Annotated in this window: 16 protein-coding genes and 1 pseudogene; 5 read left to right on the top strand and 12 right to left on the bottom strand. The window is 66.6% G+C overall.

Annotated elements, in window-relative coordinates; genetic code table 11:
• Positions 1–235 precede the first annotated feature (235 nt).
• Positions 236–643: an RNA-binding S4 domain-containing protein gene (locus tag H7A86_RS06570; protein WP_104650531.1), complete on the bottom strand. Its 408-nt coding sequence runs from the start codon at positions 641–643 to the stop codon at positions 236–238.
• 289 nt (positions 644–932) lie between these two features.
• Between H7A86_RS06570 and H7A86_RS06565 the strand changes: the two genes are divergently transcribed.
• Entirely contained in the window at positions 933–2417 is a 1485-nt protein-coding gene (locus H7A86_RS06565) for an MATE family efflux transporter (RefSeq protein ID WP_104585472.1), read from the top strand.
• 336 nt (positions 2418–2753) lie between these two features.
• On the opposite strand, the gene rplS is transcribed toward H7A86_RS06565, so the two are convergent.
• From rplS to ffh, 7 genes are all read right to left on the bottom strand, one after another.
• The gene (gene rplS / locus H7A86_RS06560; RefSeq protein WP_005989873.1) at positions 2754–3161 is read right to left on the bottom strand and encodes a 50S ribosomal protein L19; all 408 of its coding nucleotides are present in this window, start codon (positions 3159–3161) and stop codon (positions 2754–2756) included.
• A 144-nt stretch (positions 3162–3305) separates the two neighbouring features.
• The gene (gene trmD, locus H7A86_RS06555) at positions 3306–4064 is read right to left on the bottom strand and encodes a tRNA (guanosine(37)-N1)-methyltransferase TrmD (RefSeq protein ID WP_104585470.1); all 759 of its coding nucleotides are present in this window, start codon (positions 4062–4064) and stop codon (positions 3306–3308) included.
• A 66-nt stretch (positions 4065–4130) separates the two neighbouring features.
• Positions 4131–4643, bottom strand: a complete 513-nt coding sequence (rimM, locus tag H7A86_RS06550; protein WP_104541368.1) for a ribosome maturation factor RimM — start codon at positions 4641–4643, stop codon at positions 4131–4133.
• 43 nt (positions 4644–4686) lie between these two features.
• Positions 4687–4947 (bottom strand): 30S ribosomal protein S16, encoded by a 261-nt coding sequence (gene rpsP / locus H7A86_RS06545; RefSeq protein ID WP_011036396.1) that lies wholly within the window; start codon positions 4945–4947, stop codon positions 4687–4689.
• Between the two features lie 98 nt (positions 4948–5045).
• A complete protein-coding gene (locus tag H7A86_RS06540) occupies positions 5046–5843 on the bottom strand; it encodes an aminotransferase class IV family protein (protein ID WP_119132610.1) in 798 nt (265 codons plus the stop codon).
• On the bottom strand, positions 5834–6904 hold the full coding sequence (locus tag H7A86_RS06535) for an NAD(P)H-dependent flavin oxidoreductase (protein WP_119132589.1): 1071 nt from the start codon (positions 6902–6904) through the stop codon (positions 5834–5836). The genes H7A86_RS06540 and H7A86_RS06535 overlap by 10 nt, the downstream gene beginning before the upstream one ends.
• A 171-nt stretch (positions 6905–7075) precedes the next feature.
• Positions 7076–8452 (bottom strand): signal recognition particle protein, encoded by a 1377-nt coding sequence (gene ffh / locus H7A86_RS06530; RefSeq protein WP_046342053.1) that lies wholly within the window; start codon positions 8450–8452, stop codon positions 7076–7078.
• 334 nt (positions 8453–8786) lie between these two features.
• On the opposite strand from ffh, the gene H7A86_RS06525 reads away from it, so the two are divergent.
• Positions 8787–9578 carry a cytochrome C assembly family protein gene (locus H7A86_RS06525; RefSeq protein WP_104582471.1) on the top strand — a complete coding sequence of 264 codons (792 nt, stop codon included), beginning with the start codon at positions 8787–8789 and terminating at the stop codon, positions 9576–9578.
• Between the two features lie 52 nt (positions 9579–9630).
• Here H7A86_RS06525 and H7A86_RS06520 read toward each other — a convergent pair whose 3' ends face one another.
• The gene (locus H7A86_RS06520) at positions 9631–10680 is read right to left on the bottom strand and encodes an aldose epimerase family protein (RefSeq protein ID WP_119132588.1); all 1050 of its coding nucleotides are present in this window, start codon (positions 10678–10680) and stop codon (positions 9631–9633) included.
• A gap of 241 nt (positions 10681–10921) precedes the next feature.
• On the opposite strand from H7A86_RS06520, the gene H7A86_RS06515 reads away from it, so the two are divergent.
• Complete coding sequence (locus tag H7A86_RS06515) at positions 10922–12505, top strand: alpha-N-arabinofuranosidase (RefSeq protein ID WP_180708055.1); 1584 nt, start codon at positions 10922–10924, stop codon at positions 12503–12505.
• Positions 12506–12676: 171 nt separating this feature from the next.
• Here H7A86_RS06515 and H7A86_RS06510 read toward each other — a convergent pair whose 3' ends face one another.
• Entirely contained in the window at positions 12677–13648 is a 972-nt protein-coding gene (locus tag H7A86_RS06510; protein ID WP_104650253.1) for a LysR family transcriptional regulator, read from the bottom strand.
• A gap of 135 nt (positions 13649–13783) precedes the next feature.
• On the opposite strand from H7A86_RS06510, the gene H7A86_RS06505 reads away from it, so the two are divergent.
• Together H7A86_RS06505 and H7A86_RS06500 are read left to right on the top strand one after the other, a co-directional pair.
• Complete coding sequence (locus H7A86_RS06505) at positions 13784–14059, top strand: DUF2798 domain-containing protein (protein ID WP_104582468.1); 276 nt, start codon at positions 13784–13786, stop codon at positions 14057–14059.
• A 414-nt stretch (positions 14060–14473) separates the two neighbouring features.
• A pseudogene (locus H7A86_RS06500) lies at positions 14474–15823 on the top strand (glycoside hydrolase family 16 protein).
• A 96-nt stretch (positions 15824–15919) separates the two neighbouring features.
• Here H7A86_RS06500 and H7A86_RS06495 read toward each other — a convergent pair.
• Both H7A86_RS06495 and H7A86_RS06490 read right to left on the bottom strand, forming a co-directional pair.
• A complete protein-coding gene (locus tag H7A86_RS06495) occupies positions 15920–16288 on the bottom strand; it encodes a response regulator (RefSeq protein ID WP_104582466.1) in 369 nt (122 codons plus the stop codon).
• On the bottom strand, positions 16281–17444 hold the full coding sequence (locus H7A86_RS06490; protein ID WP_119132587.1) for a PAS domain S-box protein: 1164 nt from the start codon (positions 17442–17444) through the stop codon (positions 16281–16283). The genes H7A86_RS06495 and H7A86_RS06490 overlap by 8 nt, the downstream gene beginning before the upstream one ends.
• Positions 17445–17599 lie beyond the last annotated feature (155 nt).

The following is a 17599-nucleotide window of genomic DNA, read 5'->3' as shown; positions in this document are numbered from 1 at the left end:
TTTAAGCAAACAACCGATCAGCTATCTGGTGCGGTGTCCTCGCCAATTGCGGAACCGTGGGGCGGCATGGAGGCCGCCACCGAGCCTACAGGGACGGATTCACCGCGTGTCCCGCAATTGGTGAGGGCGCCGCACACTCGACTCAGCTGGGAAGCGCCGTTTCCTCTTGCGTCAACAACAACGCTCTGGGTGTTTTATGTCCATCACCCAATTCGCAGCGGACAACCACGCACTGCTACAACGCGTCGATATCGCCCAGTGCGTTGATCAGCCGGCGTGCACGCTTGTCCGGCTTGCCCTCGGGTGCGCGGTAGCCGGTGCGTTCGGCGGCACGCTGCAGCCGCCATTGTGCACGCGCCTCGCGTGAGGCATCGCTTTCCAGGTACAGCGTCTGTGCGACCGGTGCCGGACCACGTACATCACTCAGCGCGGCAACGGTGATTTCGAAGATTTCGCCGCCGCGGTCGATGCGCAGTTGCTCGCCGGTGCGCAGCGTGCGCGAGGGCTTGGGCCGCTGGCCGGCCACATCCACTTTGCCGTTGTCCACCGCCGTCTTGGCCAGGCTGCGCGTCTTGAAGAAGCGCGCCGCCCACAGCCAGACATCCAGCCTGACCGTCGTCGCTTGTTCCACCAGTTGAGTCATCGGGTTGTGCTTGCCGTCGGGTCCAATGGGGCCACAGGCCGCCGTCGTGATCGCCGCTGCTGCGGCGCCTCGCAACGGGCTGCGTTGAACAAAAAACATTTGGGCACCTTCGCCGGAACTCAAGCATGGCGAGCTGCAGGACCTGGCACGCCGACCACGCCCTGGCTGACCGATACAGGCAGAACCGCAGAACGGGTGCCTGCCCCGCGTCCTCGAAACGCCGGGCAACCGCATGCCTCACACAAGCCAATGCTAGTGTTCGCAGCTTCCGTCCCACGGCGCGTCTGCGATGCCCAAATCCGCTGTCCTGACCGAAGGCCCGATCGGCAAGAATCTGCTGCTGTTCGCGATGCCGATCCTTGCGGGGAACATCGCGCAATCGCTCAATGGCTCGATCAACGCGATCTGGGTAGGTCGCTACCTCGGCGAGGCAGCGCTGACTGCGGCAGCCAATGCCAACAGCATCATGTTCTTCCTGATCGGCTCGGTGTTCGGCATCGGCATGGCTTCGACCATCCTGATCGGCCAGGCGATGGGCGCGCGCGACATTGCGCAGGCGCGCAAGGTCATGGGCACCAGCGCCAGTTTCTTCGGCGGGCTGTCGGCGCTGATCGCGGTGCTGGGCTGGTTTCTGGCGCCGCACCTGTTGACCGCAATGGGCACGCCGCCGGCATCGCAGACGCTGGCCGAGCAGTACCTGCGGGTGATCTTCCTGGCCATGCCGCTGATCTATGTGTTCGCGTTCCTGTCGGCGGCACTGCGCGGCACCGGCGATGCCCGCACGCCGTTCCGCTTTCTGCTGGTGTCGGTGGTGCTGGACATCGTGTTCAACCCGTTGCTGATCTTCGGTCTGGGGCCGTTTCCGGCATTGGGCATCGCCGGCGCGGCCTGGGCCACGTTGCTGGCGCAGGCAGTGGCGCTGGGCGGTCTGCTGCTGTACCTGCGCAGTCAGCGTCATGTGTTGTGGCTGGGACGCGGCGACCTGCACCTGTTCCGCATCGCGCCCACGATCCTGCGCGCGCTCATCGTCAAGGGCGTGCCGATGGGCCTGCAGATGGTGCTGATTTCGCTGGCCATGATCGCGATGATGACGTTGGTCAACGGCTTCGGCACCGACACCGCCGCCGCCTACGGCGCTGCGTTGCAGCTATGGACCTATGTCCAGATGCCGGCGATGGCGCTGGGCGCGGCGTGTTCGACGATGGCGGCGCAGAACGTGGGCGCCGGATTGTGGACGCGTGTGGATGCAACCGCACGCACCGGCATCGTCGCCAACTTCCTGATGACCGGCGTGTTGATCGGGCTGCTGATCGTGTTCGACCGCTGGACGCTGGCGCTGTTCCTGCCGAGCGACAGCCCGACACTGGAGGTTGCGCGGCATCTCAATCACATCGGTATCTGGTCGTTCCTGCTGTTTGGCGTGAGCTTTGTGATTTCCGGCGTGGTGCGGGCCACTGGCGCGGTGATCCCGCCGCTACTGATCCTGGCCTTCGGTCTGTGGGGCGTGCGCGTGCCCCTGGCGAACGCCTTGATTCCGCACCTGGGAGCCGATGGCATCTGGTGGAGCCTTCCGATCAGCTCGGTGTGTTCGATGCTGCTGTCGCTGGCGTACTACCGCTGGGGCGGCTGGCGCAAGGCACGCATGCTGACCACGCCAGCGCATCCGGCGAATCCTGCGGAGCTGGCCGCCGCCGCCGAAGTACCGGCGCATCCGGCCTCGCCGGTCGCCGATACCGCGCCGATCGCAGCATTGCCGCAGCACCGCCAGCGCTGATGTCGGCCGGCATCACCGGGCAGCGGGCGGCAACAGCGACTGAAATCAAGCCAAGTCGAACCCAGCAGCCGGATGCCCTGTTGGGATGATCGATCCAGCGCATGGCCGCCTGGTGAGTGATCCACTCGACCAAGTCCACGGAACACCTAGCGGGCAGCTGCCAGGACGTCTTTCCCTCGACCAACGCAGCACGCGCGCCTACCCCGCGAACCTCAACGCATGCCCCACCGCCCAATCCCCAATCCCGATTCCCCAATCTCGATTCCCGATTCCCACAACGCAAACGGCCGCCCGAAGGCGGCCGTCTGGCATCAGCAGGACAAGCCTGCCGGTGACTTACTCAGCCTTGGCAGCAGCCTGGCGAGCAGCCTTGGCCTGTGCAGCGGCGGCCAAATCTTCCTTGATGCGGGCGGCCTTGCCTTCCAGACCACGCAGGTAGTACAGCTTGCCGGCGCGAACCTTACCGCGACGCTTCACTTCGACCGAGTCGATGATGGCGCTGTGGGTCTGGAACACGCGCTCGACACCGAAGCCGTGCGAGATCTTGCGCACGGTGAAGGCGGAATTCAGGCCGGCGTTCTTGGTACCGATCACGACGCCCTCATAGGCCTGCACGCGCTCGCGGTTGCCTTCCTTCACCTTGACGTTCACCACGACGGTGTCGCCCTGGTTGAACTCGGGAAGCTTGCGCTGAATCTGGGCGGCTTCGAAGTCAGCCAGGATGGTCTTGTTGAGTTTGCTCATGATGGGCACCGCGTGTCTGGTGATATTGGACCGGCAGTCGCCGCACGGCGATTGCTCGAGGTTCGTAGGAGGGCCAGACGCAAGGCTGGCCAGCAAGCCGCATATTGTACCCCAATCGATATTGCAAGAGCTAGGGGTGCGCCCTTATTTCTCGTCGCCTTGGGCGAGTTCGCGGCGAAACTCGTCCAGCAGACGGCGATCGTTCTTGTCCAACCCGGCCTCGTCGAGCAGGTCCGGGCGACGCAACCAGGTCCGGCCCAGCGACTGCTGCCGACGCCAGCGCGCAATTGCAGCGTGATTGCCCGAGCGCAATACCTCCGGTACATCGCCCCAGTCATGGGTCGACGGATGGCTGTAGTGCGGGCAGTCGAGCAGGCCTTGCGGGCCTTCGAAACTGTCCTGGGCTGCGGATTCGGCGTCGTTCAACACCCCTTCCTGCAACCGCGTCACCACATCCACCAGCACCGCCGCGCCAAGCTCGCCACCGGACAACACGTAGTCGCCGATGGAGATTTCCATATCCACCGCCTGCGCCAGAAAACGCTCGTCCACGCCTTCGTAGCGCCCGCACAACAACACCATGCGTGGCAACTGCGCCAGCTCGCGGGCAAGCGGCTGGGTGAGCGGCCGCCCCTGCGGGCTGAGATAGATCACCGGCCCCGGACGCGGGTCTGCCGCTTGCACCGCGTCCAGACAGGCCCGCAACGGTTCGATCAACATCACCATGCCGGGCCCACCACCGAACGGACGGTCGTCCACGCGGCGGTAATTGCCCTGCGCATGCTCGCGCGGATTCCAGCCCTGCAATTCCAGCAGGCCACGCTCCTGCGCCCGCCCGACCACGCCGAACGCTGCGCATTGCGCAATGAACTCGGGGAACAGGCTGATGACGTCAATGCGCACTAGCGGGAGTCGGAAATCGGGATTGGGAATGGATAGAGCAAGCGCGGAGCCGGGGCATCGCCTTGATCAGAAATCCGGATCCCAGTCCACCACGATCAGGTTGGCGTCGAAGTCGACCGACTTGACGAAATCCGGCAGCACGAACGGCACCAGCCGCTCGCGATCGCCGCGCACCACCATCACGTCGTTGGAGCCGGTGGAGAACAGGTGCGACACCGTGCCGAGCTTGACGCCCTCGACGGTTTCCACCTGCAGCTCTTCCAGATCCACCCAATAGTATTCATCGGGCTTGGGCGGCGGCAGCACGCTGCGCGAGACATAGATCTCGGTCCCGTGCATGGCTTCGACGGTGTCACGGTCGCTGACGTCCGGGAACACTGCGATCAGATTCTTGCCCTGATCGCGTCCACGGACGCCACTCACGACCGACTCCTGCCCCGAGGGCGTCCGCACAATCCACGGTTGATACCGGAAGATCGCACTGCGCGGCTCGGTCCAGGATTCGAGCTTGAGCTCGCCCTTGACACCAAAAGCGCCGACAATCCTGCCTAACAGGATGCGGCGCTCGGTCGGCTTCATCTGCGTCGACTCTGGGCCGGACGGTGACGCCCGGCCATCAAGATCAGGCCGCAGCGGCCTGGGACTTGGAGGCTTCGCGATACAGGTTACGCACCTTATCGGTCAGCTGGGCGCCCTGGCCGACCCAATGGTCGACGCGTGCGACGTCCAGCACGACGCGCGGTTCTGCGCCCTGTGCAACCGGGTTGTAGTAACCCAGACGCTCGATATTGCGGCCATCGCGCGCGCTGCGCACGTCGGTCACGATGATGTGGTAGAACGGACGCTTCTTGGCGCCGCCGCGGGTCAGTCGAATCTTGACCATGGTGTCGTTTTCCTAAAGTTGCCCAGTCGCCAGAATGGCGCGGTAAGCCGGCGATTATAGCGGGCTCCGGCGGCGAAGCCAAGCCACCCCCAATTCGCTCAGATCCCTTGCCAGGCCTGGGTCTGCAGGGCCTGCTCCAGCAATGGCAGTTGCGCGGCCTGCGCCGGCCACGACGCCGCTCCGGCTTGCACGATCGCCTGCTGACCACGCGCATTGCAGCTGAACACCCCATCGAACCCGTCCAGTTCGCCCAGCGTGACCGGGCGCGACTCCTGCTGGATCCCGAGCATTTGCAGGCCTGCCTGCAGCAGACGCTGCTGGGTGCCTAGCAGCGCCGGTCCTTGCGGCCACACCACCCTGCCCTGCTGCCACAGGCCCAGATTCCAGAAGGCACCTTCCAGCAGATGCTCCTGGGCGTCGACCAGCAGGGCATCGTCGTAGCCGGCCACCAGGGCCTGGCGACGCAGGTGCAGCAGCGCGAAGGTGCCGACATGCTTGTGCCGGGGTTGCTCGCGCACGTGGCAGACCGGCTGCACGCGTAGTGCGGTGGCCGGCATCCGGGCGGCGGGCGCGATGGAGATCAGCACATCGAGCGCAAGCTGCCGCGATGGATCGCGCAGGTCGAAATCCTGCGCAAACACAGTGATGCGCACGCTGGCATCGGCGCAGTCCGCAGCCGACAACGCAGCGCGCAACTGGGCGCGCAGGGATGCCTCATCGATCGCTGCACCGAACAAGGCAGCGCCGTCGTGTTGCAGCCGCTGCAGATGCAGGTCCAGCCCGCGTACCGCACCGGCGCGCACCTGCAACGTGGTGAAGTGGCCGTAGTTGATCAGTGCGGCGGCGCCCAGTTGCTGCGCTGTCGCCACTGCACCGTTGCAGAAGATCAGCGGCACACCAGCGCCTGCGCCTGCGCCCACCACTGGGTCACCAGTTGCGCGGCAGGCTGGGCCGGTGCCATCCAGGCCGATTGGCCGGCCCAGGCCTGCATGGTGTCCAGGCGGTTGTCGCGCGCCGCGGCCTGACGCATCGGCGCGGTCAGCGCGCGCTGCACCGGATACGGCGCCGGCACCGGTGCCTCTGCGGCGGCGGACGCATGCACATACGACGTGGCGAGCGCACGCCCCAGCCGGCCGGAAAATGCGCGGGTCGGCTGGGTCTGTTCCGGTTCGGCCTGGGCCAGGGCATCGGCCCAGGCGCTTGGCAGCGCCGCCTCGGGGGTGCGCAGCAGGCCGGTGCCGATCTGCACCGCGCTTGCGCCCAGCGTCAGCGCCGCGGCAATGCCGCGCGCGTCGGCGATGCCGCCTGCGGCGATCACCGGGAGATCGAGGTGATCGACCAGTCGCGGCAACAAGGCGAACAGCCCGGTCATCTGCCGCTCGGCACGGCCGGCGTCGAACGCGCCGCGATGCCCACCGGCCTCGGCCCCCTGCGCAACCACCGCATCGGCACCGGCCGCCTGAGCCGCGCGTGCTTCGTCCAGCGTGGTGGCGCAGGCGAACCAGGCGATGCCGGCGTGCTTCAGGCGTGCAACCTGGTCAGGCCGAAACACGCCCATGATCGACGAGGCCACCGCAGGCCGCGCGGTGAGCAAGGCCTCGAACTGGGCATCGAAGTCGGCAGGCGCCGCATCGCCCGCATCCTCGGGAACCGGCGGCCCCCAGTGCGACAGAAACTTACGTACGCGCGCCTCCGCAGCGGCGTCGCGCACCGGTGCCGGATCGGGAATCCATAGATTGACCTGTGCAGGCCCGGCGCTTGCGTCACGGAAGGCCGCCATCCACGCCACGATGTCCTGCGGCTGCGACAACACCGCGCCCATCGCACCCATGCCGCCGGCCGCAGCGACCGCCGCCGACAACGCCACCGGGCAGGCGCCGGCCATGGGGCTGAGCAGGATCGGAAGTCCTAAACCAAAACGCTGCTGGAAGGCGTCGACATGCGAAAACGAACCCATCGTGCGTGGCCTGAAATCATGAGACTTCATGGTAACCGCCCGTGCATCCGGACGTCCGCGCGCCGCCTGCAGGTGGCGCGCGTGCGCAGTGGGGCGATCAACGTCGGCCCGACATTTTCGACCCAACGCATGCGTGTCGCGGCACGCACTGCGCGTGTTGCTGCTTGAAACTCAGCGGAACGGCATGCCGCCGCGGCCGCCCATGGCGCCCATCATGCCCTTCATGTTGCGCATCAGGCCCTTCATGCCGCCGCCGGCCAGCTTGCCCATCATCTTTTCCATCTGCTGGTACTGCTTCATCAGCTTGTTGACGTCGGCCGGCTGCATGCCGGAGCCGCGGGCGATGCGGGCGCGGCGCGAGCCGTTGAGCAGGGCCGGGTTGCGCCGCTCCTTCTTGGTCATCGAGTTGATGATCGCGATCATGCGCGGCACTTCCTTGCCGGTGACCTGCTGCTTGACGTTGTCCGGGATCTGGCCCATGCCCGGCAGCTTGTCCATCAGCCCATGGATGCCGCCCATGTTCTGCATCTGCTCGAGCTGTTCCTTCATGTCGTTGAGGTCGAACTTCTTGCCCTTGGCGACCTTGGCGGCGAGCTTGGCGGCCTTTTCCTGGTCGACGCTGTGCTCGACCTGCTCCACCAGCGAGAGCACGTCGCCCATGTCCAGGATGCGGCTGGCGACGCGGTCAGGGTGGAACACGTCCAGGCCGTCGGTCTTTTCGCCGGTACCGACGAACTTGATCGGCTTGCCGGTGATGTAGCGCACGCTCAGTGCGGCACCACCACGGGCGTCGCCGTCGGTCTTGGTCAGCACCACGCCGGTCAGCGGCAGCGCCTCGCCGAAGGCCTTGGCGGTGTTGGCCGCGTCCTGGCCGGTCATCGCATCGACCACGAACAGGGTTTCGGTGGGGTTGACCGCGGCGTGCAGCGCCTTGATCTCGTCCATCATCGCCGCATCGATCGCCAGGCGGCCGGCGGTATCGACCAGCAGCACGTCGGCGAACGACTTGCGCGCATCGCTGATGGCGGCGCGCACGATGTCGACCGGCTTCTGCGAGGCATCGGACGGGAAGAACAGCACGCCGACCTGCTCGGCCAGGGTCTTGAGCTGCTCGATCGCGGCCGGGCGATAGACGTCGGCCGAGACCACCATGACCTTCTTCTTGCGCTTTTCCTTCAGGTGCTTGGCGAGCTTGCCGACCGTGGTGGTCTTGCCCGCGCCCTGCAGGCCGGCCATCAGGATGATCGCCGGCGCCGGCACGTTGAGGTTGAGGTCGGTGGCGGCCGCGCCCATCACCGCGGTCAGCTCGTCGCGGACGATCTTGATCAGCGCCTGGCCCGGGGTCAGCGACTTGAGCACTTCCTGGCCGACCGCGCGCACCTTGATGCGCTCGATCAGCGCCTGCACCACCGGCAGCGCCACGTCGGCTTCGAGCAAGGCGATGCGCACTTCACGGGTGGCTTCGCGGATGTTCTCCTCGGTCAGGCGGCCGCGGCCGCGCAGGCGCTCCATGGTGCCGGAGAGACGTTGGGTAAGGGACTCGAACATGCGCAAGGGACCGCGTGAGGGGAAACGGGCGTCGATTATAGCGGCACCGGCCAATGCGCCGCCCCGGCGGCCCCGCTGCCCGGCCGGTCAAGCCAGCCCGGGACGCCGCCGCACCACCGCCCGTCCATGCGCGCAGCCAGCCAGCGCCGGCGCCGCGATGGACAGAAACCGCAGCCGCCGGACCAGTGGCCGCCCCATCCCAGGCCCGCCCCACCCACTCGCGCCGGGCCCCCGCAAGCCGCCCAGCGCCAGCCCGCAGCTCGCAACCCGCTTTTCCCGATTCCCGATTCCCGATTCCCGATTCCCCGCCCCACCAATATGCGAAACTGACACGATGACAATCGTTCTCATCGCGTTCGCCTTGTATCTGCTGGCCACGGCGCTGCTCACCCGGTCGGTGCTGCGTGATGGCAACCAGGCGCCCGCACGCTGGCTGATCCCGGCGCTGGCGGCCGTGGCGGTGCACGCCGGGTATCACGTGCTGGTGGCACTGCGCACCGCCGGCGGGCCGGACATGCATTTCTTCGCAGCCCTCTCGCTGAGTGGCCTGGGCATGGCCGCGCTGACGGCGGTGTTCGGCGCGCGCGGGCGCATGGCGGCGGTGGGCGTGGTGGTGTTCCCGCTGTCGGCGATCCTGCTGGCCTGCTACCACGCCTACGGCCACGAACCGAGCTCGGACCTGGGCTGGCGGCTGGAACTGCATGCGTGGATGGCACTGCTGGCCTATGCCACGCTGGGTATCGCCGCGTTGCTGGCGATCATGCTGTGGCTGCAGGAGCGGGCCCTGCGCCGGCGCGATTTCCACACCTGGCTGCGCGCGCTGCCGCCGTTGACCGAGCTGGAGACGCTGCTGTTCCGCACCATCACGGTGGGCTTCGTGCTGTTGAGCCTGACCCTGCTGACCGGCCTGCTGTTCGTGCAGGACTTCCTGGCGCAGCGGCTGCTGCACAAGACCGTGCTCAGCATCCTGTCGTGGATCGTGTTCGGTGCGCTGCTGATCGGCCGCTGGCGCAACGGCTGGCGCGGCACCAAGGCGGTGCACTGGACGCTGACCGCGATGGCGCTGCTGGTGTTGTCGTTCTTCGGCAGCAAGTTCGTGATCGAACTGGTGCTGGGGCCGCGCTGATCGGCCCGGCTTCAGGCGCGCCGCGGCCTCACCGTAACTGCGATCCCCGCGCTCAGGCGTCCAGCGCAGCGCTCACCACCGCCCAGGGCTGATCCGGCCCCGGGTCGGCGAAGTGATAGGCGATGCGGCGGTGGTAGACCTGCCCGGGCCGCAGGATCGTCGACGGGAAGTGGGGGTGATTGGGCGCATCCGGGTAGTCCTGCGGCTCCAGGCAGACGCCGCGGCCAAGGCCGGGGTGGTGGTCGTCCAGATGCTGGCCTTCGTAGAGTTGCACCGCCGGCGCGTCGCTGCTGATGCGCAGCGCCACGCCACTGTGTGGCGAGTACAGCTCGGCAACGCACTCGGCCCCGGCGGCCAGCACCAGGCATTGGTCGTAGCCCTTGCCCAGCACCACTTGCGGGTGCGACGGAATGATGTTGTCGGCCAGCGCCGCCGCATGGCGGAAATCGAACGGCGTGCCGGCGACCGAGGCGATCTCGCCGGTCGGGATCGATTCGGCATCCACCGGCAGATAGCGATCGGCCGGCACGCGCAGCACCTGCAGCGCGGCCCGCTGATGCGGGTTGCCGGAGAGATTGAAGTAGGGGTGATGGGTCAGGTTCAACGGGGTGGCGGCATCGCATTGCGCCTCGAAGTCCAGCTGCAGGCGGCGTCCTCGCAGCTGCAGCCGCGCGCGCACCTGCAGATTGCCGGGATAGCCTTCTTCGCCATCGGGCGAGTGGTAACCGAGCAGCAGCTGGTCCGGCGCCTGCTCCAGCACGTTCCACACGCGCCGCCCGAAGCCGCGCAGGCCGCCGTGCAACTGGTTACGCCCTTCGTTGGCGACCAGCGTGTGGGTGACGCCGTCCAGCGTGTAGCGCGCACCGGCGATGCGGTTGCCGAAGCGGCCGACCAGGATGTTGAGGCTGTCGCCATCGGCGGCGTACGCCGGCAGATCCGGCAATGCCAGCAGCAGCGGCACTACCCCGCGCGCGGTGGTCAGCCGCAGCGCATGCAGGATGCCGCCGTAAGTGAGCACTTCCGCCTCCAGTCCGGCATCGCTGCGCAGCGTGAGCGCATGGACTTCGACACCGCCTGGCAACTGCCCGAACACTCGCTGCATGGATCGTCCCGCCGATACTGGAAGCTGGCGAGCATAGCGGGGGAGCGCGGTCGACGACCATGCCCCGGCGCACATCCCGGCGCGCAGCGATGGCGAGGTCGGCAAGGCATGCACCAGCGTTCGGCGGCTTGATCGCGATGCAGCAATACAAGCCGAGGTTGCAGGCACTAGGCTAGCGACGCGCCCGCCCACGCTGCGGCGTGCGACCACCTCGATCGATCAGCACAGGAGCGCCAAGCCGATGCAGTGGATTCTTCCCGCCTTGCGGATATCGCCCAGACGGCTGTTGCAGGCTGTCGTTGGCGCGGCCGTGGTCGCCAGCGCGCTCGCCGCCTCTGCTGCCGAGGTCGAGGTGACCGGCACGCTGCGCGCGGACCAGCCCGGCGCGCAGGTGTCGCGGCAGCTGTTCGGCCAGTTCGCCGAGCATCTGGGAACCGGCATCTATGGCGGGGTGTGGGTCGGCGAGGACTCGGCGATTGCCAACACGCGTGGCTATCGCAACGATGTGCTGGCCGCGCTGAAGGCGATTGCCGTGCCCAACATCCGCTGGCCCGGCGGCTGCTTCGCCGACGAATACCATTGGCGCGATGGCGTCGGCGCGCCGGCCCGGCGCCCGGTCAGCGTCAACACGCACTGGGGCGGCGTGGAAGAATCCAATCGCTTCGGCACGCACGAGTTCATGGACTTCACCGAACTGCTGGGCACCCAGGCCTATATCGCCGGCAACGTGGGCAATGCGGCGCCGGACGAAATCGCGCAGTGGGCCGAATACATGACCGCACCCACCCGCTCCAGCCTGGCCAACGCGCGCCGCGCCAATGGCCGCGACGCGCCGTGGCAGGTGCCCTACTTCGGCGTGGGCAACGAGTTGTGGGGCTGCGGCGGCAACATGCGCGTGGAATACGCGGCCGACGTCTATCGGCGCTACCAGACCTTCGTCAAGGCACCGGCCAACCAGAAGATCCTCAAGATCGCGCCCGGCCCCAACAACGACGACTACCACTGGACCGAAGTGATGATGCGCGAGGCCGGCACGCTGATGGACGGCCTGAGCCTGCACTACTACACCGTGCCCGGTGGCTGGCCGCCGCGCGCCTCCTCCACCGACTTCGACGAAACCGCCTGGATCGACACGCTGTCGCGCACGCTGGTGATGGACGAGCTGATCAGCAAACACAGCGCGATCATGGACCGCTACGACCCGGGCAAGAAGGTCGCGCTGGTGGTGGACGAATGGGGCACCTGGTACGCCGGGCTGCCGGATGCGAACCCGGGCTTTCTGCATCAACAAAACAGCCTGCGCGATGCACTGGTGGCGTCGTTGAACATCGACATCTTCAGCGCACATGCCGAACGCGTGCGCATGGCCAACATCGCGCAGATGGTCAATGTGCTGCAGGCGATGATCCTCACCGACGGCGACAAGATGGTGCTGACGCCGACCTACCATGTGTTCGCGCTGTACAAGCCCTACCAGGACGCCACCCAGCTGCCGCTGCAACTACGCACACCCGAGTATCGCCACGGCGATGTCCACGTGCCCGCGGTGCACGGCTCGGCGGTCAGGGCCAAGGACGGACACGTCTACATCGCGCTGACCAATCTGGCGGCCAACGCAGCGGCGAGCGTGAGCGTGCAGGTAGAAGGCCTGTCAGCGAGCAGCGTGGATGGGCAGATCCTCACTGCGCCGGCGATCACCACGCACAACACCTTTGCCCAGCCGCATGCGGTGGAGCCGAAGGCGTTTAAGGGCGCACGGGTACGAGGCAAGGCCTTGACGTTGGCCTTGCCGGCGCGTTCGATCGTGATGCTCAAGCTGGAGTGAGTGATGGCGGCGGCACCAGCTGCCGTCGCCGCAGTGGCTGGCGAGCGATGGCTGCGCAAACGGTGTTGCAAGGCGAATGCTCTCGACGCATCGCGCGCCCGCGCAGGACGCCTGCGTGCGCCTGGTGGACCAGGGCACGCAACCGGGCGGTCTCCAGATGTCGAATGCCGGCTATACCCCGGTTGCCGCCTGGGCGGGCGCAGGCGCCAGCGTGGGTTCGGCGATACGCCATTGCACGGGCAGGCGTTCGAGCACGTGCTGCATGAAGGCACGCACCTTGGGGGTGAAGTCGCGGCGGTCGGCGACGCAGAGGTAGATCCGCAGCGGTTCCGGCAATGCCTGGGCGGTGCTGCCGAGAGCTGAGACAAACAGCGGCTGCAGCTGGCCGCGCTGCAGATAAGGCTGCACCACATAGGCGGCCAGGCGCGCGATGCCGCCGCCGGCGGTGGCCATGGTGGCGAGCGCATCGATATCGTCGCTGACCATCGCCTTGCCCAGCTCCGGCTGGAAGCGCACGCCATTGCGCACGAAATTCCATGGCAGGCAGCGTCCGTCGACCGGGTAACGCAGCAGCAGGCAATCGTGATACTTCAAGTCGTCCGCGGTTTGCGGCGTCCCGCAGCGCGCCAGATACTCGGGCGCTGCGCAGACCACCAGCGGCACCTGGGCGATGCAGCGCGCCACCAGGCCGTCTTCCAGCTGCGCTTCGATGCGCAGGCTGACATCCACGCTTTCCTGGGCGTGCTGCACAGCCCGGTCGGTACACAGCAGCTCGATCTCCAGCTGCGGATACTGCTGACGCAGGGCCGGCAGCATCGGAGCGAGCACGTGCCGCGCGAAGGCCGCGGTGCTGGCCACCCGCAATCGCCCCGCCGGCGCCTGCTGCGGCCCGGCCACCGATTGCCGCGCGCGCTCCAGATCGCGCTCCAGCTGCCGCACCTGTTCGAAGTACAGCGTGCCGCGCTCGGTCAGCGCCAGGCTGCGCGTGGTCCGGTGCAGCAGACGCACGCCCAGATGCTGTTCCAGACGCGCGATGTTCTGGCTGACCGCGGCGGCACTGATCCCCAGCAACTTGGCGCCTCCGGCAATGCTGCCGGCATCGACAGTGCTGACAAAGCTGCGGATGGACTGAAGAATGTTCATTGAATAGGCAAGTATTACCAAACGATTCGTAAGTTTTTCTTACGTAAGCCGCAAGGCTACGCGATCTACCCCGGCCGCGGTGGCGTCCCTACAGTGCTGCCCATCGTGCCGATCCGCGGCAACCGAGGCCATTGCATGTCGACATCTCCCCCTTCCTCCCCGTTGATGCGCCCACGCTGGAAACTCGGCGTGCGCACCACCCCGTTCGTGTTCGCGTTCTACATGGCCGCGATCATGGCCCTGCTGATGTGCCTGGTGATCACGGGCGCCAATACCGGCCTGGCCCCCGGCTACCTGTGGCGCGTGCTGGACGCCTACCGCATTGCGATGCCTACCGCATTCTGCTGCGTGCTGGTGGTGCGCCCGCTGGTGATACGACTGGTGGCGTGGACGGTGCACGCCGGGCATTGAGTCAGGCGTGCGCGAGCATTCCCGGAAACGGCCGTACGGCAAGCGTACCGATGCGTCTGCGCAGCCATCGATGCGCAGCAGCATGCGCCTTGCCTGACGCAGTGGCATCCAGGACGGGGCATTGCGGCAGGTGCTGCACGCGCTCGCATGCATCGTCGACCCGCCATCCCCCCGCTTGAATGTTCCGACCTGGACGCTGCGCATGCCACCTGCCGGCAGCGGACATTCGCAGCCAGCTGCTGCCGCGCAACATCCGGTGCATGCGGTCTGCGACCGCCGTCATGCCAATGATGGACTATTCCGGAATGAACACCACGGAACTGAAACGCGCCACACAATTGCTTTGACACTGAAGTAGCCGCTGCGCAGCGTCACGTCTCCATGGACATCGGTCCACTTTCTGGAGAAGCACGCATGAACACGCGACGCAGTGCCGCTGTGCAGCTCGCCCTGCTCTGGGCCGTGGCGATGCCACCAGGCGCGCATGCGCAAACCCTGGTGTGGGAGGACAACTTCAATGGGCCCGGCATCGATGGCAACAAGTGGACCTACGATGTCGGCAACGGCTGCCAGATCGGCTTGTGCGGCTGGGGCAATGGCGAGATGCAGTACTACACCAGCCGCGCCGAAAACGCGCGCATCGAGAATGGCCGGCTGGTGATCGAAGCGCGGCGCGAAGCGTTCCAGGGCATGCCGTTCACCTCGGCGCGCCTGAAGACCGAAGGCCGCATGCATTTCAAGTACGGCACGCTGGAAGCGCGCATCAAGACGCCGGTGGTGGGCAACGGGCTGTGGCCGGCATACTGGATGCTGGGCACCATCGGCGTGTGGCCAGGCCGTGGCGAGATCGACCTGATGGAAGCCGGCATGGCCGCGGCGATCGCCAATGGCACCGCCAATCGCCGTATCGGCGCCGCCGTGCACTGGGACTACAACGGCCAGCAAGCAGACTACGACACCAGCTACACCAGCCCGGTGGATCTGCATGCCGACTTCCATGTGTACCGCATGACCTGGGACCCGCAGTTCATCCGCGTGTCCATCGACGGCCAGCAATACTTCGAATTTGCGATCTCCAATATCGAGGGCGCCTCGCTGCACGAATTCCACCAGCAGCAGTATCTGCTGCTCAACCTCGCCGTGGGCGGCAGCTATACCGGTATCACCTCGCCTGCGGCGGTGACCGCGCCGCTGCCGGGCAGGATGGAGGTCGACTACATCCGCCTGTATCAAAATCCCGGTTCGCAGCTGTACGTGGGCGCGCAACATGCCGCGCCGGCAGGGCGCTTTGGCGTGTTCACCGAGCAGGCCGACACCAGCGGGCGGCTGCAGTTCGGCCAGGATGCCTAGCTGTATCTGTGGAACAACCTCACCCCGATTGCGGAGGCGCCGTTCGAAGGCAGCAACGTGATGGCGTACCGCGCCAACGCCGGTGCCTGGTATGGCCTGGGCATCCAGACCGACTATCGCAACATGGCCGCCTACGCCGGCGGCGCGCTGAAGCTGCAGCTGAAAACCACCACGCCGTCGACGTTCAAGATCGGCATCAACACCAGCTTCGGCGACAGCTGGGTGGATTTTGCCACTGGCGGCAATCAGTACGGCCTGGTGCGCGACGGCGCCTGGCACGAGGTGAGCATTCCCTTCAGTGCGTTCTACGATCTGGACCTGCAGGCGGTCAAACAGATGTTCATGCTGGTGGCCGATCCACCCGCCGCGCCGGTGGAGATCGCCATCGACAAGGTGTATTACCAGAGCCGTTGAGCGGCATCCATGCAGCAGTCCCGGCGAAGGCGCTGCACGATGGCCGCGCAATTCCATGCAGCGGCTTCGGCAGCGCGCGACCGGCGCAGCCAGTGCTCAGGCGTTGGCTGCAACGCCTTTCAACACGTCGATCAGCTGACGCAGGCGATACGGCTTGGGCAGGAAATCCACCCGCGCCGGCAGCGGTGGCAACTGCGCCTTTGCGAATCCCGAGGCCAGGATCACCCGCGCCTGCGGCAGCAGTTGCGCTACGTGTTCGCTCAGTTCGATGCCCGACATGCCGTTGGGCATGCGCACATCGCTGAAGACCACATCATAGGGGCCATTCTCGCGCAGCATGCGCAAGGCGCTATGGCCGTCGTCGGCGGTCTCGACGGTGATGCCTGCATCGCGCAGCGCCTCGCCGATCAGTTCGCGCAATTCCTGCTGATCTTCCACCATCAACAGACGCAGGGGTTCAGTCATGCTCAGCCTCCTCGATGGCCGGGAGAAACAGGGTAACGGTGGTGCCGCGGGCGGGAGCGGTGTCCAGCTCGACGAAGCCGCCGGACTGTGAGGCGAAGCCATACATCTGGCTCAATCCCAGGCCCGAGCCCTTGCCCACGTCCTTGGTGGTGAAAAACGGCTCACTGGCGCATCGCGCCACGTGCGCGGACATGCCGGGGCCGTCATCGCGCACGGCGATACTGACGTAATTGCACGGCTGGCCATGCGGATCGGACGGCGCAGCACGCTGCTGTACGGCCGTTTCCAGCACGATGTTGCCGCCGCCGGGCATGGCATCGCAGCTATTGAACACCAGATTGAGCAAGGCCGCTTCCAGTTGGCCAGGGTCCACGCGGATATCGGGCAACTGCTCGGCGAACGCCAGCGACAGCACGATCCCGGCCGGGCAGGCACGCCGCAGCAGCTCCAGCGAGCGCGTCACCACCGCGTTGGCGCCATGGCGCTCGGGAATCAGCCGCTGCCCGCGTGCGAAGGACAGCAGTTGGCGCGTCAGCAAGGTGCCACGATCGACTGCGGTCTGCGCTGCTTCCACCAGCATGCGCGTGCGCGCATCGTCGCCGGCACGCAGCGCGATCAGATCCAGGCTGGTCACCATCACGGTCAGCAGATTGTTGAAATCGTGCGCCATGCCGAGCGTCAGGCGGCCCAGCGCATCCACCTTCTGCGACTGCAGCAGGGCGTGCTGCGCCTGCTGCAACAGCTGCTGCGCCTGGTGTCGCTGGTCGATGTCGCAGGTGACCTTGGCAAACCCGACCAGGACGCCGAACTCCAGCACCGGTTCGATCGCCACGCTCGCCCAGAAGCGGCTGCCGTCCTTGCGCAGCCGCCAGCCTTCGGTGGCAAAGCGCCCTTCGCGCTTGGCGGTGTCCAGATTCTGCGCCGGCTCGCCGCGTTGCACGTCCTCGGGCAGGTAGAAACGCGAGAAGTGCGAGCCAATGACCTCGGCGGCGGTATAGCCCTTGATGCGCTCGACACCGGGATTCCAGCTGCACACATGGCCGCCCGTATCGAGCATGTAGATCGCGTAATTGGACACGCTCTGCACCAACAGCTGGCACTGCCGGCTGTCGTGAGAAAGCGGCCCCGCACTGTCGACGGCCGTCTCCGCATCCATCGCGCGACTTTTCCCCGGAAAAGCGCGCGACCATAGTGACGGACGCGTGAAGGCTGCGTGCAAGCCGACCCGACTGCAAAGCGTCAAAATACCGGCGATTTTCGCGTGAAACTTATCGGCTACCATGACCGCCCCCCCAGTCAGGTCCGCGCCGT

The sequence above is a fragment of the Xanthomonas euroxanthea genome, assembly GCF_903989455.1.
Classification (GTDB): domain Bacteria; phylum Pseudomonadota; class Gammaproteobacteria; order Xanthomonadales; family Xanthomonadaceae; genus Xanthomonas; species Xanthomonas euroxanthea.
This window is presented reverse-complemented; position numbering and strand designations above follow the sequence as displayed.